The 19,051-nt window shown below is 42.9% G+C and carries 23 protein-coding genes; 6 read left to right on the top strand and 17 right to left on the bottom strand.

The features are described 5' to 3' along the window. Positions 1-173: 173 nt before the first annotated feature. Entirely contained in the window at positions 174-680 is a 507-nt protein-coding gene (gene gerQ, locus ACIQXH_RS14360) for a spore coat protein GerQ (RefSeq protein ID WP_402870216.1), read from the top strand. Between the two features lie 104 nt (positions 681-784). Here the strand turns inward: gerQ and ACIQXH_RS14365 are convergent, their stop codons facing one another. From ACIQXH_RS14365 to ACIQXH_RS14375, 3 genes are all read right to left on the bottom strand, one after another. Further along, on the bottom strand, positions 785-1,153 hold the full coding sequence (locus ACIQXH_RS14365) for a DUF423 domain-containing protein (protein ID WP_402870213.1): 369 nt from the start codon (positions 1,151-1,153) through the stop codon (positions 785-787). A gap of 27 nt (positions 1,154-1,180) precedes the next feature. Beyond that, positions 1,181-1,462 carry a YwdI family protein gene (locus ACIQXH_RS14370; RefSeq protein ID WP_402870211.1) on the bottom strand — a complete coding sequence of 94 codons (282 nt, stop codon included), beginning with the start codon at positions 1,460-1,462 and terminating at the stop codon, positions 1,181-1,183. A 219-nt stretch (positions 1,463-1,681) separates the two neighbouring features. Beyond that, complete coding sequence (locus ACIQXH_RS14375) at positions 1,682-2,380, bottom strand: uracil-DNA glycosylase (protein WP_402870208.1); 699 nt, start codon at positions 2,378-2,380, stop codon at positions 1,682-1,684. Positions 2,381-2,509: 129 nt separating this feature from the next. Here ACIQXH_RS14375 and ACIQXH_RS14380 point away from each other — a divergent pair, with 129 nt between their 5' ends. Beyond that, positions 2,510-3,943: a phospholipase D family protein gene (locus ACIQXH_RS14380; protein WP_402870206.1), complete on the top strand. Its 1,434-nt coding sequence runs from the start codon at positions 2,510-2,512 to the stop codon at positions 3,941-3,943. A 135-nt stretch (positions 3,944-4,078) separates the two neighbouring features. Next, positions 4,079-4,426: a YflT domain-containing protein gene (locus ACIQXH_RS14385; protein WP_402870203.1), complete on the top strand. Its 348-nt coding sequence runs from the start codon at positions 4,079-4,081 to the stop codon at positions 4,424-4,426. A gap of 81 nt (positions 4,427-4,507) precedes the next feature. On the opposite strand, the gene ACIQXH_RS14390 is transcribed toward ACIQXH_RS14385, so the two are convergent. From ACIQXH_RS14390 to mobA, 4 genes are read right to left on the bottom strand one after another with little or no spacing between them, the layout of a single operon-like run. After that, positions 4,508-5,527 carry a MoeB/ThiF family adenylyltransferase gene (locus tag ACIQXH_RS14390; RefSeq protein WP_402870201.1) on the bottom strand — a complete coding sequence of 340 codons (1,020 nt, stop codon included), beginning with the start codon at positions 5,525-5,527 and terminating at the stop codon, positions 4,508-4,510. A 20-nt stretch (positions 5,528-5,547) separates the two neighbouring features. Next, positions 5,548-5,781: a molybdopterin converting factor subunit 1 gene (gene moaD / locus ACIQXH_RS14395; protein ID WP_402870199.1), complete on the bottom strand. Its 234-nt coding sequence runs from the start codon at positions 5,779-5,781 to the stop codon at positions 5,548-5,550. Further along, positions 5,774-6,238, bottom strand: a complete 465-nt coding sequence (locus tag ACIQXH_RS14400) for a molybdenum cofactor biosynthesis protein MoaE (RefSeq protein ID WP_402870194.1) — start codon at positions 6,236-6,238, stop codon at positions 5,774-5,776. Before ACIQXH_RS14400 ends, moaD begins: the two co-directional genes overlap by 8 nt. Then, positions 6,235-6,864, bottom strand: coding sequence for a molybdenum cofactor guanylyltransferase (mobA, locus tag ACIQXH_RS14405; RefSeq protein ID WP_403124183.1), 630 nt, complete (start codon positions 6,862-6,864; stop codon positions 6,235-6,237). Before mobA ends, ACIQXH_RS14400 begins: the two co-directional genes overlap by 4 nt. A gap of 436 nt (positions 6,865-7,300) precedes the next feature. Between mobA and pdxK the strand changes: the two genes are divergently transcribed. The 3 genes from pdxK to bshB2 all read left to right on the top strand — a co-directional run bounded on the left by pdxK (position 7,301) and on the right by bshB2 (position 9,361). After that, positions 7,301-8,119 (top strand): pyridoxine/pyridoxal/pyridoxamine kinase, encoded by an 819-nt coding sequence (pdxK, locus tag ACIQXH_RS14410; protein WP_402870188.1) that lies wholly within the window; start codon positions 7,301-7,303, stop codon positions 8,117-8,119. A 126-nt stretch (positions 8,120-8,245) separates the two neighbouring features. Beyond that, on the top strand, positions 8,246-8,593 hold the full coding sequence (locus ACIQXH_RS14415; RefSeq protein ID WP_402870186.1) for a YojF family protein: 348 nt from the start codon (positions 8,246-8,248) through the stop codon (positions 8,591-8,593). A gap of 102 nt (positions 8,594-8,695) precedes the next feature. Continuing rightward, a complete protein-coding gene (bshB2, locus tag ACIQXH_RS14420) occupies positions 8,696-9,361 on the top strand; it encodes a bacillithiol biosynthesis deacetylase BshB2 (RefSeq protein WP_402870183.1) in 666 nt (221 codons plus the stop codon). Between the two features lie 144 nt (positions 9,362-9,505). Here bshB2 and ACIQXH_RS14425 read toward each other — a convergent pair whose 3' ends face one another. The 10 genes from ACIQXH_RS14425 to ACIQXH_RS14470 form a co-directional block, all read right to left on the bottom strand. Beyond that, a complete protein-coding gene (locus ACIQXH_RS14425) occupies positions 9,506-10,714 on the bottom strand; it encodes an MFS transporter (RefSeq protein ID WP_402870180.1) in 1,209 nt (402 codons plus the stop codon). Between the two features lie 15 nt (positions 10,715-10,729). Next, a complete protein-coding gene (locus ACIQXH_RS14430) occupies positions 10,730-11,155 on the bottom strand; it encodes a MarR family winged helix-turn-helix transcriptional regulator (protein WP_402870177.1) in 426 nt (141 codons plus the stop codon). A gap of 160 nt (positions 11,156-11,315) precedes the next feature. After that, positions 11,316-12,392: a PQQ-dependent sugar dehydrogenase gene (locus tag ACIQXH_RS14435; protein ID WP_403124186.1), complete on the bottom strand. Its 1,077-nt coding sequence runs from the start codon at positions 12,390-12,392 to the stop codon at positions 11,316-11,318. A gap of 27 nt (positions 12,393-12,419) precedes the next feature. After that, positions 12,420-13,289, bottom strand: a complete 870-nt coding sequence (locus tag ACIQXH_RS14440; RefSeq protein ID WP_402870173.1) for a Cof-type HAD-IIB family hydrolase — start codon at positions 13,287-13,289, stop codon at positions 12,420-12,422. Positions 13,290-13,427: 138 nt separating this feature from the next. Further along, positions 13,428-14,546 carry a PRK06851 family protein gene (locus tag ACIQXH_RS14445; protein WP_403124188.1) on the bottom strand — a complete coding sequence of 373 codons (1,119 nt, stop codon included), beginning with the start codon at positions 14,544-14,546 and terminating at the stop codon, positions 13,428-13,430. 120 nt (positions 14,547-14,666) lie between these two features. Continuing rightward, complete coding sequence (ybaK, locus tag ACIQXH_RS14450) at positions 14,667-15,143, bottom strand: Cys-tRNA(Pro) deacylase (protein WP_403124191.1); 477 nt, start codon at positions 15,141-15,143, stop codon at positions 14,667-14,669. Positions 15,144-15,238: 95 nt separating this feature from the next. Beyond that, positions 15,239-16,783: a gluconokinase gene (gntK, locus tag ACIQXH_RS14455; protein ID WP_402990554.1), complete on the bottom strand. Its 1,545-nt coding sequence runs from the start codon at positions 16,781-16,783 to the stop codon at positions 15,239-15,241. 487 nt (positions 16,784-17,270) lie between these two features. Further along, on the bottom strand, positions 17,271-17,963 hold the full coding sequence (locus ACIQXH_RS14460) for an AIR synthase related protein (RefSeq protein WP_402954962.1): 693 nt from the start codon (positions 17,961-17,963) through the stop codon (positions 17,271-17,273). After that, positions 17,960-18,454: an ECF transporter S component gene (locus tag ACIQXH_RS14465; protein WP_402954969.1), complete on the bottom strand. Its 495-nt coding sequence runs from the start codon at positions 18,452-18,454 to the stop codon at positions 17,960-17,962. Before ACIQXH_RS14465 ends, ACIQXH_RS14460 begins: the two co-directional genes overlap by 4 nt. Before the next feature lie 2 nt (positions 18,455-18,456). Further along, the gene (locus tag ACIQXH_RS14470) at positions 18,457-19,041 is read right to left on the bottom strand and encodes a cob(I)yrinic acid a,c-diamide adenosyltransferase (RefSeq protein ID WP_402954972.1); all 585 of its coding nucleotides are present in this window, start codon (positions 19,039-19,041) and stop codon (positions 18,457-18,459) included. Positions 19,042-19,051: the final 10 nt, after the last annotated feature.

Here is a 19,051-nt window from a genome sequence, read left to right on the forward strand (position 1 = left end):
GCATGTGTAACATTCATTGTGGTTTTTTGGGCCGTGTCCGGGTCTGCCCTAGATTATCCATGTAAACCGTCCCACTCCGGCTGCTATAAATCGCACTGTTTCTTCCAGCCAAGACACTCGGATGTTCAGTTGTTCAAGAACCGAAATAACCTAGAATTTCAGGAGGGAATGCAATGTCACAAAATAATCCTTATGGCAATTATCCTTATGGAGGAAACTCTTATAACCCATATGAAAGTGACCCATCCCAAAGACAGCAGCAGGGTCAATACCAGCAGCAACAAGGTTACCAGCAGCAGCCTGCTTATCAACCACAGATGCCCACTACAGGCGGTACCCAGCAGCAAATCCCTACGCCGATGAACGCTCCCACCACCGGTCCACAAGTACCGGGCATGCTTCCAGTCGAACAATCTTATATAGAGAACATATTACGCTTGAATAAAGGGAAACTGGCCACCGTTTATACCACATTTGAAAACAATAAAGAATGGAATGCAAAAATCTTCAAGGGGATCATCGAAGCGGCCGGACGCGATCATCTAATCATCAGTGACCCACAGACCGGAAAACGTTATTTGATACCAATGGTATTCTTAGATTACATTACCTTTGATGAAGAAATTGAGTATGACTATCCATTCGGAGGAGCTGGACTTACCACATACTCTCCTAGATAGAAAGTGACTATGTGAAAACGAACAGCCTCAGAAATCCTGAGGCTGTTCGTTTTCATCATGCAAAAAACAAGAGCTGATCCCTGAATGCGGCCAGCTGGATTTTTTCATAAATACTTATAGGCAGCAATGATCATCAAGATCCAAGCTGCTAAAAATGAAACGCCACCGATTGGTGTGATGGCACCCAACACTTTGATTTGAGTGACACTCAGAACGAAAAGGCTACCGGAAAATATGATAATGCCGATGAACATCATCCAACCCGACCAATTGATGAGTGGGCTCGTAATTTTCCCCGCCAACAAACCGATAACCAACAAGCCTGCCGCATGGAACATTTGATAATCTACAGCCGTATTCCAGGTTGCTAAATATTTATCAGGTATTTTCCCTTCTAGTCCATGTGCGCCAAATGCTCCTAGTGCCACGGCTATGAATGCATTCAACGCTCCTAAGATGATAAATAATTTCACGATTGCTCCGCCTCTCTTACTTTTTATTTAAAAATCAAATAAGGAATCCCCATTGGCTTCATCCATTTTAACCGGTTCTGCATTCGGTATGTTCGACATAACAGGTTGTGTGAATGTAATGGGCTTCATTATTTTGTTATTTTCCGATTTTTCATCCACCATCACTTCACAAAGTGCCTGAATGGCAACTACATACCCTTGCAACTTAGTCTCTGAATTCGCCAGTTTAGCTTTTGTCACAAGCTCTTCCATTTTATCCAGCATCTGTTTGGATGAGATATCCACATTTACCACCTCGTCTGCATACATTTCCTAACTTCCCTACCTAGCATAGCAAACATTAAGGGGGAAGAAAACTTACTTTTCAATTGGCTTTGGATTCAAACTTCAAACAAGGCTCACCCGAGGAGCGATACACATCAAGGGATGGCAGATTGGATGTTTTAAATTGAAAGGCGCGGCAACCTTTGGGGAATTTAGGATCCCACGTCACATAAAAATGCTTGCAGGCCATGCAATTTACTCGTTTCAATTTATCATGCCCCCTTTGCGGTTCGATATTTGCCAGTTGATAGGAGCCAATCCCATTTCCATAAGAAGTTCATTGGTTTTGGAGAATGGCTTACTGCCAAAGAAACCACGGCTAGCAGACAGCGGACTCGGGTGGACGGAAGTAATGATTGGGTGGCGCTTTTCATCTATCCAACGCAGTTTTGTTTGAGCTGGCTTTCCCCAAAGGATGAAAATCACCGGTGTCTCCCTCTCATTCAACAGCTGGATGATCTGATTCGTGAAGGTCTCCCACCCTTTGCCCCTGTGGGAATGTGCCTCCCCTTCACGTACAGTTAGAACGGTATTGAGGAGAAGCACACCTTGTTCCGCCCATTCGCCTAGGTAACCATTGTCAGGAACCTCACAGCCCAGATCACTTTTCAGTTCTTTAAAGATATTTCGTAAAGAAGGCGGGATGCGGACGTCAGGCTTTACCGAGAAGCTAAGACCATGGGCCTGACCCTGTCCATGATAAGGGTCCTGGCCAAGAATGACGACCTTTACCTTTTCATACGGTGTACAGTGAAGCGCATTAAAAATATCTTCCGGACTCGGATGTATGGCATGCTGATTGTATTCTCGTGTGATGAATTCTTTTAAATCCTGATAATATGGCTTTTTAAATTCCTCTTTCAATAGAGGCCACCAGTCATTCGTTAAAATCGGCTTTGTCATCTTTACTAGCCCCTTTCTCGCTTTTCCAATTATTATATCAAACTCATTTTCTGATTCATGTTTCTATATACCCCTAAAAAGGGGAAATAGATAGTTAGCAAGCAATTTAAGTAAGATGGAGGATTTTCTATGAAAAAATGGTATAAACGCAAACGATTTTATTTGCTTGTTAGTATGCTCCTTGTTGTCATCGCGGTCATTGTCTATAACAGCTATAAACCCCTGCCCAAAGGAATATCCTACGAGGGGGAGATACATCATGTCGAGGATATCGATTTCATTTATGATCTCTCTTATCATGATGAACAAGGAAAGGTACAGCATGAACAGCGAATCTTCCAGACCATCTATCATGCAATTGAAGAGGCCGATTCTTTTATCGTAATTGATATGTTCTTGTTTAATAGTTTCTATGATGAGAAAGTAGACTTCCCTAAATTAAGCAAGACTTTAACAGATAAACTGATAGCCCAAAAGAAGAAGAAACCTGAACTTGAGGTTATGTTCATTACCGATGAAGTGAACACCTCCTATAATGCATACGAATTAGACGAGTTAGAAAAGCTGAAACAAAATGACATCGAAGTGGTCGTAACCAACTTGGACCGACTCCGGGATCCCAATCCACTCTATTCCGGACTATATCGAACATTTTTCCAATGGTTTGGGGAAAGCGGGAAAGGCTGGATTGTCAATCCCATGGCTAATAATGCCCCAAAGGTCACGGCACGGTCTTATCTTCGATTAATGAATATCAAAGCCAATCACAGAAAAGTGGTAGCTACTGAAAAGACAGTCATCATCTCATCCGCAAATCCTCACGATGCAAGTGGGTTCCATTCCAATATTGCTTTCCAGATGGATGGCAACATCATCAGTGATTTCGTCAAAGCGGAAGAAGCCGCATCGAGGTTCTCTGACGGTCCGAAGGCATTTCCTGAAGTTAAAGGAACAGCGGAAGAAAATGGCCCCATTTCCGTTCAATTATTGACGGAAGGAAAAATCAACAAACATGTCCTAAAAGCCATTAGGGAAACAAAGAAAGGCGATCGAATCCAGCTCGCCATGTTCTATATCGCTGACCGACACGTCGTCGAGGCATTGACCGATGCGGCCAGGAGAGGTGTCTGGATCCACATGATATTGGACCCGAATCAAAATGCATTTGGCAGTCAAAAAATGGGGCTTCCCAATCTGCCGGTTGCAGCCGAATTCGAAAAGCTAGATGAAGGGAATATCAACATACGTTGGTACAAAACCGATAAAGAACAGTTCCATACGAAACTGATGACGATTCAAAAAGAAGAGGAAACCGTCATAATTGGAGGATCAGCCAATTACACAGCCCGAAACCTAGACGATTATAATCTAGAAGCCAATGTTGAAATCCATGCCCCTAAAGACACCGAAGTCGCACAGGAAGTGGATGACTATTTCCAGCGGCTTTGGAAAAATGAAAAGGGCGAATATACTTCAGACTATAGCGAATACCAGGATAAATTACCGTTCTTAAAATATGTTACCTATCGATTGCAAAAGCTGTTCCGTTTCACCACCTATTAATAATTAATAAGGTAAATGTTTAGCAATGGCTAAATAAGGTTATATACTACTATAGCTAATAACAAGCTGAGATATGCAAGATTCCATTTACCCAATTTAAGAAAGTCTTACACTAAAATTGAAGGAGGAGTTTATATGTATCAAGTACATGTTGTAGAAAACGGTTTACAAGCTAAGGAAAAAATCGATGAGTTAGTTACAACCGGCTATACGAAGGATGATGTATATTTATTTGCTCACGATAAGGATCGCTCTAAGCACCTTACCGAAAATACAAATACTGAAGATGTCGGCATGAAGGAACAAGGTTTCCTCGATACAGTTGGAAACCTCTTCAAATCACGTGGGGACGAACTACGTAACCGAATGAGCAATCTTGGACTTACCAAAACAGAAGCGGAACGTTATGAAGAAGTGTTAGATGAAGGAAAAGTCGTCATCATTGCATCCAAACAAGACAACAAAGACGGAGTTACTCATTAATTCCCGTTAACCCATTACCCATTTACCCTATATCACATCCTATATAAAATGAGGCCCCATTCGGGAGCCTCATTTTTTGTGTTATCCAAGAATTCTTTGATACAACGCCTTTGCATGGACCATATCCTTCGTGCCATGAATTAACGCTCGGCCATCCTGAAAAATGACCATACGCTCCCCGTCTTTTTCACAAGAAAGAAGGAAAGGATTAACCTTGACTAAATAGTCACTTCCCTTTAAATCTTTGGCCAGCTTCTCTAGTTGGAGTTTCAATGGCTTTGATGGCCTGACCTGTACCGTATCCCTTCCACAAAGGACAGCGGTTTTGGTCATATTATCCGCATTTAAAAACGGATACGTCCGTTGCTCCCCACATGAAAGACAGTCCGTTCTCTTTGCTTTCGTTAATTTAATCGTTTGATATTGGTTTCGCCATAAATCGAATGTAACAAGCGTTGGTCGAACTGCTTCCCAATCTTCGACTAAAATCTTCAAGGCTTCAGCCGTTTGATGAGCCACTACCATGGTTACGGCTGGAGAGATGATTCCACCGGTATCACAGGTCATCCCTTGTACCGGAATGGTTTTCATCAGGCAGTTCATACACGGTGTTTTATCTGGAAGAATCGTCATGGTCATGCCAACACTGCCTACGCATGCCCCATATATCCAAGGTATTTGAAGCTTTTGTGATAAATCATTGATTATCATCCGAGTCTCGAAGTTATCTGTAGCATCTATTATCAAATCCACATGACCCAATAATGGTTCAAGCGTGCGTGCAGTGGCATCCATGATGACCGCCGCTACATCTACTTCGTGATTAATAGCATGCAAGTGCCGCTTTGCCGCTTCGGCCTTTGGCAGTTTATCCTCGACATCCTGTTCCGTATATAACTGTTGACGTTGTAAATTACTGGACTCGACGTAATCCCGGTCCACAATGGTCAACTTTCCCACACCTGCACGAGTCAAGGCTTCTGCATTAGCGGAACCAAGCGCTCCAGCTCCCAGAAGCAAGACATGCTTTTGACGAATGTGGGCCTGTCCTCCTTCACCGATCGGAGAAAACAAGGTTTGTCTTGAATATCGCTCATTCACTATGATTCCCCCCTATCTAATTAGCCTCCGCTGACAGGTGGTATGAAGGCGATGGTATCTCCATCAGCCACTATCACTTCGTCTCCGGCAAACTCTTCATTGACCGCTGTCATTACCGTATCCAGACCTTCCAAATGGAACTCGGCCCTAATCTTTTCCTTTAGCTGAGCCACGCTCAACCCATTTCCTTCTATAGAAATAGTCTCTTTTCCCATTTCATCTTTTAGTTGAGCAAACAAAAGTACTTTAATCATCGAGATCCCCCTCTTCTGGCTTTCCATTAGGATAAGGTACGGTTTCTAGTTGATTGCCAACCCATGTCTCCCCATCTTCCCAATGTTCCTTTTTCCAAATCGGAACGATTTCCTTTATTCTTTCTATGGCATATCGATTAGCTTCATACGCGTCGTTACGATGTGGTGTACTTACAGCGATGACCACCGCAATATCCGTAATTTCCAATTGACCGACCCGGTGAGTGATCGCCGTTTCTGCGTCAGGCCAGCGCTCCTTAATCTCCATCCCGATTTGTTCTAACTTCTTGACCGCCATCGGTTCATAAGCCTCATATATTAAGAATAGAGTCTTCTTCCCCTTCGTCATTTCCCTAACTGTACCAATGAAGGTCGTGACTGCACCTGCATCCCGCTTAACTACTTTATCTACCACTTCTTGAATGACGATCGGTTCCTTCGAAATTTCAAAATTCATGGGGTACCTTCCTTTCTGACAATTTCAGTTTGGTATATATGTTTTGCTTCTTCATAATCTTCCATTGTATTCATATTAAAAAAGAGAAGACGGAAACGCTCAGGGTCTTCATGATATAACGAAAAGTCGGTTTCCTTGATGACTTTCACCCTGATCTTTTCTAGAAAAAGCTTCATTTTCAATTCCTTCTTCTCCAGACATTCCGTTAACAAGGGTAGGCACCTTTTGTGATAGACCGCAAAGAGCGGCTGAAGTCTTCCATTGATTTCCGGAATGATGGCATCAAAATCCGATTCATAAAATGAAAGCATTTCATTGACCGCCTGATCATTTACAAAAGGCATATCACAGGCACTAAGGACCTGCAGCTCTGTTTCGGAAGAGGACATTCCAGCATGGAGTCCTCCAAGCGGACCTTGACCTATATATATATCAGGAATGAAAGGTAATTCAAGAAAGTGATATTCTTCAGGTGAATTCGTAACAACCAGGATGTTTTCCGTAACCTTTTTAAAGACGTTCGCCACTCTTTGGATGTTCACCGCCTCGCCTATTTTCAGCAAGGCTTTATTCATACCCATTCGGCTTGATTGGCCACCGGCTAAAAGCAAGATCGTACAATTCAACTGAAACACCTCCTATTATTTGATTGAACCCTTTACCATTTGGAAACGTTATAATGAATAAGTCCTTTTTAAACGAATTCGGTCGTACCTCAATAGTTTAAATCAACTTTTAAAATATTAACACTTTCACACCCTTATCAAAAGATTGAATATAGCATATTTCTCCGGTGTTTTACATTTTCAAATGGATTTTACGCATTATATCCCTTTTTCATTGAATAATTCACCATTTCAATACAAAATTTGGCTGTACTCCCATAAAAATTACCAGATGAGATTTGTTCATTCTATGTCATGTCCCGCCCCATTTTAAAGCCTGTATTTCCAGATATCTTCTTAGTTTTACATAATATAAATTTTGGTATATTCTAAAAATAAGATATTACGGTACACTGATAATATCCATATCATTCAATACTCCTGAGGAGGTCACATAATGACCATGAATAGAGCTATGACTGTTGCTGGTTCAGATTCCAGCGGCGGTGCAGGTCTTCAAGCTGATTTAAAGACATTTCAAGAATTCGGGATTTACGGAATGTCCGCTTTAACGACAATTGTCACCATGGATCCTAAAAACGGTTGGTCTCACAATGTTTTCCCTACACCGGTCGAAATTTTAGAAGCCCAATTAGAAACGATTCTTTCTATCGGGATAGATGCCATGAAAACAGGCATGCTTGGTTCTGTTGAAATCATTGAGCTTGTTGCTCGTAAAATAGACGAATTGAAACTGGATAAGGTCGTAATCGACCCGGTTATGGTATGTAAAGGGGAAGATGAAGTTTTACATCCGGAAACTGCTGTCGCACTTCGTGAGTTGCTTGTTCCACGTGCAACAGTCGTTACTCCAAACCTTTTCGAGGCTGCACAATTGGCTGGGACTGCCCCGATCAAAACGATTGATGATATGAAAAAGGCTGCCGAGAAAATCCATGCCCTTGGTGCCAAATATGTTCTGATCAAAGGTGGTAATAAGCTGGATCATGACAAAGCCATCGACCTTTTATACGATGGAAAAGAGTTTGAAATCCTGGAATCCGAAAAAATCGAAACGACCAATACACACGGGGCCGGCTGCTCATCTTCAGCTGCCATTACGGCACAGTTAGCTGAAGGAAAGAGCCCTCGTGAAGCCATTTATGTCGCAAAAGACTTCATTACCGAAGCCGTCCGTCATTCTTGGAAAATGAATGATTATGTAGGTCCGGTCAATCATGGTGCATACCATAAATATGGGACGCCTAAAAAATAAAAAATACTATTAATTAAGAGGGTTGCTCAAATACTCGAGCGGCCCTCTTCGCTTTTTCCGCTTAACTTTAGTAAAATAGAAAGATGGAAAATGCTTATAGTTACCCAGTAAAGGAGGAATTGTCGAATGAAACCTATAGACCGTTCAGAGGTGCAGAAAGCCATCGATTCATTTGCAGGAAAAGATGTATACCTTCACCTTGAAACGACTAACGGTGCCTATGCCACCCATGTGGATGAAGCTTTTTTTTCTGCAGGCGCTTATATTCGTAATGCACAAATTCAATATGAACACGGTAAGATTATTGGGGACGGACCTTTTCGCGTCGGCTTAAAACTCATGATTGGCTGGGTGTATGCTGAAGGCGTAAACCACTTCGAGATCGATGATCAAGGAAGATTATTGTTGGCAGGACTTGATTTCACGGGAAAACTTGCCGTTTCCCTTCAGATCAGTTCTACTCCCTTTGAATAACCAAAAGATATTTACACCATTTCTATTCATCCCGCACGTACGTTTCTCTTCGGCGGAACTCTTTTATAATTATTGTAAGTAGAACGAAAGGAGACGAGTATTATGGAAAAAGAACAGCATATTTTAGTGATTTTCCCGCACCCCGATGATGAAGCCTTTTCTGTTTCAGGGATGCTTGCCTTACATAGTGAAGCCGGCACACCGATTACCTACCTCTGCTTGACTCTAGGGGAAATGGGTAGAAATTTAGGAAATCCTCCTTTCGCAACTAGAGAGTCCCTTCCTAAAATTCGCAAAAGAGAATTAATCGATGCAGCGAATGCCATTGGTATCCAAGACTTGCGCATGCTTGGTTTACGAGATAAAACGATTGAGTTTGAAGATGATGAAAAATTGACCTCCCTGTTCACAGAGGCCATCAATGAACTTAATCCTTCATTGGTCATAACGTTTTATCCAGGATACAGTGTCCACCCCGACCATGAAGCGACAGCACGTGCCGTCGTTCGCGCTGTAGAAAGAATCGAAGAAAAAGACCGTCCAAAGCTCCATTGTGTCGCCTTTTCCAATAATTGCATCGATGAATTGGGACAACCCGATATCATCCATGACATCACCGCAGCTGAAGATAAAAAGGTAGCGGCCATAACCGCGCACCGATCGCAAACACAAGCAATGGTGGTTGATTGGAAGGAAAAATTCGAAAACCAAGATGCTGATTTCCTCGACTGGATTCGAAAAGAGCGATTATGGACCTACAAATTTTAAAAACCGCCATTTGGCGGTTTTTTTATTTATTTCCATAAAAAAACGCCTGTTTGTAACAGACGTAGAAAAAGGGGGATTACTTAGAAAAGTAAATCATACAATAAGTATCCCCATTTTCCATATTTTTAAACAAATAAGGGATAATCAAGAAATCATTTGATCGCCCGTATTCTGCCTGGATGCCCTTGCTGATGCCTTTTTACCATGAACAAAATAGTAAATGACTATCAACAAGACTGACAGAACAGCCATGCAGATAAACAACCCTTTAAAACCAGTATAAGGAACGAGGAACCCTAGCATAAACGGTCCTAAACCAATTCCAAAGTCATAAAAGGTAAAGAATGTGGAGGTTGCCAATCCCATACGATTTGATGGAGATTCCTTGATGGATATAGCCTGTGCGCTTGACTGAAACGTACCATATCCTACACCGATGAAAGCACCTGCAATCAAGAGCGTCAAGGCATGTTGCGATTGACTTAGTACGACCATCCCAATTACAAATAAGACAAGGGAAGGGTAAATTACAGCATTTTCACCTTTCACATCGAACATACGCCCTGTAAATGGACGGGTAACTAAAAGGAATATAGCGAACACGACAAAGAAAAAGCTCGCGGCATCCAGTAAGTTTATTTCCTTTGCAAAAGAAGTTAAATAGGACAAGATGCTCGAATAGGCTAAACCTGCAAACATCACAAGTATGGATATCGGTAAAGCACGTTTTTCAAAGTAGTCTTTGATGTTGAACCCCCGTGGTCGAGGCGCTTGATCTTTTGTTGCCTCAGGTACAAATAAAAATAAAGAAGCCGCTAAAGAGAATGCAGCGAATAGTGACGCGGCATAGAAAATAAAGGAGTAGCTAAAATGCTGGGTAATGAACAATCCGATAAATGGACCAAATGCCATGGCCAGGTTTGTACTCATGGCAAAGTATCCCGTACCTTCACCACGTCTTTCATTCGGTATGATATCAGCAACAATTGTTCCAGTGGCCGTTGTAGCGAGACCAAATGAGATACCATGAACCAACCGATCAATAAATAAAAGCGGCAAACTATCCACTTGCAGATAGAAAACGGAGGCTATAAAAAATAATACCAACGAACCAATAAGCATTTTCTTCCGACCTAATTGATCAATCTTTTTTCCGGCGATTGGTCGTACAAGTACTGCTCCCAAGACAAAAATACTCGACGCCAGTCCGGCTTGAGCTTGAGAAGAATGGAAATTATCCATCGTATAAAGGGTCAAAGTGACCATCAAGACATAAAACGTTAAAAAGAGAAAAAAGTTTGCGGACGAAACAATAATAAAGTCTTTCGTCCACAATTTTGTTTTTTGATTCATTTCAATCCTTCTTCCTTACGATTGTTGTAACTTTTCCTTTAAGAATTTTAAGGTCCGCAATGTTGCTTCCCAGTCCTCTTCAGACAAACCATCTATTAATTGAAGTTCGAATTCATCTACTGCCTTTCTAGCTTTTAGGTATGTTTTTTCACCTAAATCAGTTAACTGAATTCTCCGTTCCCGTTTATCTTTTCCCGGTATTTGTTCGATTAATTTTCGTTCTTCCAATCGATTCACCGTCCGGGTTACTGTCGGTTTCTCGACATCTAAGTAATTGCTGATTTCAACCAACGTGGTACTACCATATTCCTTCAGATAATAGATAATCATCCATTGAGAATGAAAAAGATCGACCTTTGCCAGCTGCTCATTTAACTTCTTGGTGAACGTTCTTGAGAATTGCAGGTTATGGTGAAAAAATAAACCATCACGTAAAAACAAAGGTATTCCCCCTGAAAATTAGTTACCTAGGTAACTATACTACGATTCATCTGAATTGTCCAGCCAATCCCTATTGATTTATCCAGATACTACTCACACATTATCAGTATTCCCACTCCTCCTTGGAAGCATAAAAAAAATGCCCTTTACAGGACATCTCTTAATGGGACTTAGCTAAGGGCAAACGATAAAGTTTATCATCATTACGATCGGCCTTTCCACGCCCATCTGTATTATTTCTAATAAAATATAGGAATCCCCCGTCTACTAACACATCTCGTATCCGGCCAGAATCGGTAACTAAATCCGTCATTTCCCCACTTTTTATATCATACCTCTTAAGTGCTTCTCCCCTTAAGGCAGCAACAAAAAGCTTGCCATCTGAATACGCAATCCCAGAAGGTGCCCATGTATCATTTCCGGAATGAATCATAGGAGCTTCCATATTTGATTGTGCCTCACTTCCCTCTATTTCCGGCCAGCCATAATTCTTTCCAGGGAGAATCGCGTTTAATTCATCATGTGCAGATTCACCATGTTCACTTTCGAACAGTTGTCCCGTTTCATCCCAAGCGAGGCCTTGCGGATTGCGATGTCCGTAAGAAAAAATATAGGAATTCTCGAAAGGATTATCGTCGGGGATGGTTCCGTCAAGATTCAAACGCAAAAGCTTGCCACCTAAAGAATCAAGATCCTGGGCAATCATTGGTTCCCTTGCATCTCCTGTTGTGGCAAATAGTTTTCCATCGGGGCCAATCTTTAAGCGTCCTCCATGATGATAGTCACCACTTGGAATCTTGTCGATTAGAATTTCCTTCTCTCTCCATGTATCATCCACCTGTTGGAGCGTGATGATCCGATTGGATGGTTTTCCGTTTTCCTCGTAGGTGTAATAGGCAAAAGCTTGATGGTTCTTCGAAAAGTCAGGGTCGAGCACAAATCCAAGCAATCCAGCTTCTGCCTTTGAGGACAACTTCTTTTCCAGCTGAACCTTCTGCCTCTCCATATGCTCATTCTTCCATTGCACGATGGTGCCTGACCGTTCTGAAACATACAAAGTCTCTCCATCTTTCTGAATCGACCATGGAGAAGCCAGGTTCGTTACCAGTACCTCAGGGCCATCTATCGCCGTTTCTGTTGAGTCTTCCTCAGGCTGTGCTCCGTTATTTCCCTCTCCCCCTGAACATCCCGTCAAGGCCAACGTAATCATGAGGATCAATGAACACCATCTTTTCAAATAAATTCCCTCCCTCGGTTTGCCGAGTTATTCGATTGTCTTCTTAAGAACCTTTAAAATGGCCTTCGCTACTCCATGTTCTTCATTTGTCCCTGTCACTTCATCACAAAGGTTTTGAATGTCGGTCGGGGCATTTCCCATTGCGACGGATAAACCCACTCTTTCAAACATGGATATATCATTATAATTATCTCCAATGGCCATCGTCTCCTGCATAGAGCCTTCTTTTTCGTTCACATACTTTTCGAGTACGATTCCTTTTTGGGCATGTTTGCTCGTGATTTCCACATTCTCACGACCCGAAGAGGTGACAGCAGTCCCTTCATCCATTTTGAACCGCGAGGCAGCTTGGTCCAATACCTGCAAATCCGTGGAGAAACCAAGGATTTTATATAGTTCCAACTCAGCTTGGTCGAAAAGCTCAGTATAATCCGCAATGGATGTAACATGTCCCAATTGTAGACGAGCCTCTGCATACTTTCTAATTTGGGACGGGTCAATATCCTGATTTGCCGTGACCATTACATCCACAAGGGCATCGATTGCGGTCTCGTAGTTTTTAGAGAAAATTCCTTTGCTCGTATAAATTTCGAAATAGATTCCCCGTTCTTCAAGCCACTCCGCTGCATTCTTTACGGAAGCTATCGGCATTGGATGGGAAGCCGCTACCTTCCCTTCTTGCGTGAAGAGGGCAGCGCCATTCACGCAGATGATCGGACATTCAAGGCCCACTTTATCTAAAGCATATCTGGCTTCCTCAAACGATCTTCCAGTAGCAATGATGACTTCGATCCCTTCTTCTTGAGCCTTATGAATCGCTGATTTATTTTCTTCACTCACCGTTTGCATTTTATTCAGTAATGTTCCGTCCATATCAATCGCAATCGTTTTAATCATTTAACCACTCCCTTTTCTTTTTACCCTTATTTTACCCTAATAAGAAATGATTAACATCCTTGTGCATATAAGATGATCTAAATGATTGTCCCTTCTATGTAAAACTGCACCTCATTTTAAAAAAGGTGCAGTCTCTTTTCAATGTAATATTGTTGGGTTATCCATTGCCTTTACCCGCTCACCAATCTGTTCCTGAATATCTTTCATCATGTCATCGACAGCCGTAAAATCCATGGCCTTCACATAGATTGCTTCAAGTTCGTCATGCTGCTCTTTAGCCTTCGCCAGAGACGCTGTCGCTTCATTCATTTTCTCCCGGTACCTCAAAGAGACAGCCTTGATTTGATCGGCATATATCTCATCGGTTCCCGGAAGGATGGCCGTCTTATAGATATCGATGATTTCATCCCCTTCAAGGCTTGGGAAGTATTCATGAGGGGCGGTGCTATCAAAAATGGCGATGCCCACTTCACGCACGATCACCATATCCAAGCTGTCAGGGTCAAATCCACAATGATACATTTCCACATCAAAGCCACGTTGCTCTGCAGATTTGGCAATTTTCTTCAGCATCGTCGATTTACCTGAACCCGGACGCCCTTTCAAAAAGTATCGTTTATGCACACCTTTTGTAATGTTCGGAACATAGTCAACAGCACCCTTTGAAGTGGCTGCACCTAAGAACCTGTGGCGAACATCCGCTTTTTTGTTCAAGAATATATCTCTATAAAAACTCTGAATCAATTTATTCGTCAATCCATTTAATTTGGCGAAATCGATGTTTGCTTTATAGATTTCTTCCCATTCGTCATGTATCTCCAACGCTTTGGCAAAGTGGCCATAAGCCGCCTCATAGCTCTTGCTTCTGGCATTCGTCAATCGAATGATGTTTGCCCTTTCAGCCGCCAGCTGCTGGGAATACCAGGCAGCTCCAAGATTAACGTATTCCTCTATAGCCCCTGGCGCTTTCGGTTCAATTACATGCGGTGCCGTCCCATCCACAAGACCTACTTTCAATGCAGGGACGATCACCCCATCAATGGAATCATTATCGGAGGAACAGTGCAAAAACTCTATGTCGTAGCCTTTATCCAGCCATTCCTGGCCAATCTTTTTCATAATCGTTGATTTCCCTGACCCAGGTCCTCCCTTTAGGATGAATAATTTCTCCAATCCCGTAAGGTTTGAATCATATAAGCTATAAAAACCTTTGGCCGTATTACCTCCGGCAAAATAATTCATCGCATTTCCTGACACTTCCACACTCTCCTTTACCATACAGATGTATCTTCAAGACAGCGTATGCCATGAAGCACAGGTAGGTGAATGCCTAAAAGTTCAAAGTGACTAAAAACCTTATATGGGAGCTTTTTAGATTCACTTTAAAAGGGCCGCAGTTTCAGCCTCTGCCCCCATCAAGAATCCCGATGGTTCCAGGACAATTTGTGTACCGATCTTCCCACCGCTCACGATGATTTCGGACAGGTCTAATGCGCTTTCATCAATAAAGGTCGGATACTGCTTTTTCATTCCTATAGGTGAACAGCCTCCGCGGATATACCCGGTGTACTTTTGCAGATCTTTAACGGCAAGCATTTCGATTTTTTTCACACCTGCTGCTTTGGCCGCTTTTTTCAAATCCAGCTCAGCAGCCACAGGGATGACAAACACATAAAGCTGTTGAGGACCATTATGGGTAACAAGCGTTTTAAAGACCGTTTCCGGTGCTTTACCGATTTTATTAGCCACTGTAATCCCGTCAATTTTCCCATCATTCGCATCGTAACTCATCTTCTCATACTTTATTTTCATTTTATCGAGAATACGCATGGCATTTGTTTTACTGGCTCCCATCTCTTAAATCCCCTTACCTTTTTCCTCTATCTTACCATTTTTGAAAATAAGCCAAAAGAAAAGCACAAGCTTTTAACAGCTGTGCTTTTGTCGCATCACTCTAAATGTCGACGTTGGAAGTCGGCAATTCGCTTGTAATCTCCTTCTAATTTTCGGCAAACGGACAGGTAAATCGACATGAGTTCTTGGTATATTTCCACATTTGCCTCAATGGGCTCGAGCTCATGGGTGTTACCGACCATATCCTCCACCGCATCCAAACTTTCGATTTCCCCTAAAGCGTAGAGACCAAGAATGGCAGCCCCTAGACTCGAACTTTCAAAGCTTTCAGGAATCTTCACATGCTGGTTAAATATATCAGCCATAATTTGACGCCAAAGCTTGGAACGGACAAAGCCGCCACTCGCATGGATTTTTTTTGGGGCCCCGGTCAATTCCCCTACAGTGAGCAGCACACTATATAAGTTATACATCACGCCTTCAAGTACAGATCGGACCATATGATCACGGGTATGATGAAGAGCCAATCCAAAGAAGGAGCCTCTAGCATCAGCACTCCATAACGGCGCCCTTTCCCCAGCCATATATGGGTGGAAAATCAACCCATCGGAACCAGGGGCGATATGCGTTGCCATTTCGGTCAGGATTTCGTAAGGGTCCTGGCCCAATACTTTCGCTCTCGCAATTTCCTCCCGACCAAGTTGGTCCTTGGCCCATCGGAAGGTAATCCCGCCATTATTGACCGGTCCGCCAATGACCCAATGCCTTTCAGTAAGGGCGTAACAAAACGTTCTCCCTTTTGGATCCGTAAGCGGATGGTCACTGACGGTACGGACCGCTCCACTTGTGCCAATCGTTACCGCAAATATACCCGGTTTGATGGCATTTTGCCCCAAGTTAGCTAGTACCCCGTCACTGGCACCAATGACCATTGGTGTATCAGGGGAAATATTCATGTTCGCAGCCAATCCCTCACTCAAGTTGGAAAGGATATGGGTCGTCGGCACAAGCCTTGGTAGTTTGTCCGAACCGATTCCGGCAATCACCAATGCTTCCTCATCCCACTCCATCGTTTTCAAGTTGAACAGGCCTGTTGCTGAAGCCATAGAATAGTCCATCACATATTCATTGAAAAATTTATAAATGATATATTCTTTAATTCCTAGAAATTTATCCGTTTTGTTAAAAATTACTGGGTGTTCATTTCTAAGCCACATGATTTTCGTGATGGGTGACATCGGATGAATCGGTGTCCCCGTCCTATGGTATAATGCCTCTCCCTGACTTGATGCCTTCAGTTCCTCGGCATAGGCAGCACTTCGATTATCAGCCCATGTAATGCTGTTGGTTAGTGGGTTTCCGCCTGTATCCATGGCAATCAAACTATGCATGGCCGAGCTAAACGAAATAAACCCCAATTCTTCTTTTTCAATCCCACTTGCAATCATGACCTCACCGACTGTCAGCAAGACCGCCTTATAGATTTCTTCAGGGTCCTGTTCTGCAACGGACGGTGTGGGACTGTTCAATGGATATCCCTTAGAACATGTTTGCACTACCTTACCGTCTTTCGTAAAAAGAACCACTTTTGTACTTGTTGTCCCAATATCGATTCCCATCATATAATTAGAATGTTTCATGCTATTACATCGTGCTCCTTTCTCTTAAACAATTGTATCCAATAGTAAGATTAGGATAAGCGAAACGACTGAAATGCCGTCCCCATTTTCGATTCATACATGTATCATCAATTACTAGATACAGGTCGGGCCAAATAGAATACGCTGCTATGTTCTTCTTTATTAAAACCCTTTGCGTAGACCCATGTAAAGGAAGAAACAAAGCCTAATCCGGTAAAAAGCGGGTTTCGTAAAATCAGGTCCCCCAATAGAGTCATAGGGTGCAGGGATGTAAAATGGCCTTAGAATTAGAATCACTCAACCATTCCAGTAGCTTAGCCATATGAACGGATCTTTAACAAACAGCTCCGTAATATTATGAGTGTTTCCCTAATTACTCCAACTCATAAGATGAATTATAGGATCATCAAGGGCGCTTACTAGACGAAAAAGGGAGGGACCCTACTCGGCGCAAATCAGGTCTCTCCCTTTATATACATATGTACCATCACACGAGAATAAGCGGACCGCAACGTTGGAAAATGTCCGCTTCTAGGCTTTCAGGATAGGTGATCAAAAAACTGGTAGATGGACCCGATGATTTCTCGATATCTACACGACTCTTTATCCGTTCGGGTATTCCCCCACCTTGAGGATCCAGCTGCTCCCATTCATAGGCAATGCCTTTCGAACCTACAGGAAGGAGGCGGACCCCTTCAAGTTCGGAGCACCATTTAAAGAGGGATAAAGGTGCAACCCACTGCTGTTGTTCCATAACCTCGTCGCCAACCAACGGCCTGCCGACAATGGCCATTTTCCGATTGGAAGTTTCCTTCGAACCCAACCCTTTTTCCCTTTTTCCAATGACCATCAACCCTAATGCGGATTGTTGGAGGGGCATGTTACTCTCTGTACTGCCAGTAATGGACAGGTCTAACCCTATTTCATCCATTCCCTTCCTCACACCCTTCGTCAAACTTCCCCAGGCCTCATCGCCACAGAAGTTTTGAAGGACGACAGCGATTGGGCTCCCACCGGAGGCCAAACATTCCATGACCGCTACCCGAAAAGAGTAATAGCCGACCACCTCATATGGGACATGAACAAGATCTTTTTCCTTCAGCCCGATTCCACCACTATTATCTGTTGAGATAACCAAGGACTGGGAATCATTGAACGGCAAGATCAGTGAATCCATCATCCAATCATTCCTTCTCGTATGAACACCTTTTTCAAGACTGGCACGAGACGAGGAATCAAAAGAATGCTCAAGAATACATTCAATGCTGTAGCCGCCGTTAAGGAAGGTACCAACATCATGTAAAACTCAGTGCTAACCAAGAATGCGAAAGGTAATCCTACGATGAAGGCATTACCTAAAAAGAAAAAGGAAAAAGCGCTTATTTTCTTATCGTGGTCATATAGGACACCAAACATCCAAGCAAGGACTGCCATTTCCAACATGATTAAGAAATGAAACGGACCAAGTGGCGTGCCGCCAATCAAGGCAGATAAGATATGGCCTAAACCAGCCACGATTCCTCCCGTAATCGGGCCTAATGCAACAGCCGCCAATAGTGCCGGAAAGCTATCGAAAGCTATACTTCCAATTGGGGAAGGAATCTTGATCATCGCCCCGACCAACGATAAGGCGATGAACATGGAACTCATGGTGATTTTTCTTGCGTTCATGTTTATTCCTTTTCCTTTCTTTTTCCTCCGCGGAATACGTTAGCACTACGGGCATATTCGACATCCTTCACACCAAGGCGGAAGTTGATCACTCGTGCGACCGCAAAGAAATAATCCGATAACCGATTTAAATATTGCAGGGAAAGAGGAGACACCGCTGCACCCGATTTGATCAAGGAAACCACCAATCGTTCAGCCCTTCTTGTAACGGTACGTGCTATATGGATTGTTGCAGCCGCTTTTGTACCACCTGGCAATATGAACTTTTCCAATTCAGGGGCTTCGACGATGAAGGCATCGATTCGTTCTTCTAAGTATGTAATCGCCTCATCCGTCAACTTTTGAGGGGCTTTATCAGAAACGGTCGCCAAATCACCACCGCAGTCAAATAGCTCATGTTGGATCTTTTCCAAATCTACTAGTATATCTTCAAAAACCGCCGAATCCAATTCAGTTACGGCAAGCCCAATATAGCTATTCACTTCATCCACAGTCCCGTAAGATTCAACACGGATATCATCCTTATCCAAACGGCCCCCGATTACGCTTGTTTGCCCTTTATCACCTGTACGTGTATATATTTTCATCTCTATTCCT

Origin of the sequence: Peribacillus sp. NPDC097225, from assembly GCF_044761955.1 — a bacterium.
In the GTDB taxonomy this organism is placed as follows: Bacteria; Bacillota; Bacilli; order Bacillales; family DSM-1321; genus Peribacillus.

Coding starts and splice junctions, on each gene's coding strand:
- gerQ (WP_402870216.1), top strand. CDS start 174: ATGTCACAAAATAATCCTTATGGCAATTATCCTTATGGAGGAAACTCT.
- ACIQXH_RS14370 (WP_402870211.1), bottom strand. CDS start 1,462: ATGTATGCAGACGAGGTGGTAAATGTGGATATCTCATCCAAACAGATG.
- ACIQXH_RS14375 (WP_402870208.1), bottom strand. CDS start 2,380: ATGACAAAGCCGATTTTAACGAATGACTGGTGGCCTCTATTGAAAGAG.
- ACIQXH_RS14380 (WP_402870206.1), top strand. CDS start 2,510: ATGAAAAAATGGTATAAACGCAAACGATTTTATTTGCTTGTTAGTATG.
- ACIQXH_RS14385 (WP_402870203.1), top strand. CDS start 4,079: ATGTATCAAGTACATGTTGTAGAAAACGGTTTACAAGCTAAGGAAAAA.
- moaD (WP_402870199.1), bottom strand. CDS start 5,781: ATGATTAAAGTACTTTTGTTTGCTCAACTAAAAGATGAAATGGGAAAA.
- ACIQXH_RS14400 (WP_402870194.1), bottom strand. CDS start 6,238: ATGAATTTTGAAATTTCGAAGGAACCGATCGTCATTCAAGAAGTGGTA.
- pdxK (WP_402870188.1), top strand. CDS start 7,301: ATGACCATGAATAGAGCTATGACTGTTGCTGGTTCAGATTCCAGCGGC.
- ACIQXH_RS14415 (WP_402870186.1), top strand. CDS start 8,246: ATGAAACCTATAGACCGTTCAGAGGTGCAGAAAGCCATCGATTCATTT.
- bshB2 (WP_402870183.1), top strand. CDS start 8,696: ATGGAAAAAGAACAGCATATTTTAGTGATTTTCCCGCACCCCGATGAT.
- ACIQXH_RS14425 (WP_402870180.1), bottom strand. CDS start 10,714: ATGAATCAAAAAACAAAATTGTGGACGAAAGACTTTATTATTGTTTCG.
- ACIQXH_RS14440 (WP_402870173.1), bottom strand. CDS start 13,289: ATGATTAAAACGATTGCGATTGATATGGACGGAACATTACTGAATAAA.
- ybaK (WP_403124191.1), bottom strand. CDS start 15,143: ATGGGAGCCAGTAAAACAAATGCCATGCGTATTCTCGATAAAATGAAA.
- gntK (WP_402990554.1), bottom strand. CDS start 16,783: ATGAAACATTCTAATTATATGATGGGAATCGATATTGGGACAACAAGT.
- ACIQXH_RS14460 (WP_402954962.1), bottom strand. CDS start 17,963: ATGATGGATTCACTGATCTTGCCGTTCAATGATTCCCAGTCCTTGGTT.
- ACIQXH_RS14465 (WP_402954969.1), bottom strand. CDS start 18,454: ATGAACGCAAGAAAAATCACCATGAGTTCCATGTTCATCGCCTTATCG.
- ACIQXH_RS14470 (WP_402954972.1), bottom strand. CDS start 19,041: ATGAAAATATATACACGTACAGGTGATAAAGGGCAAACAAGCGTAATC.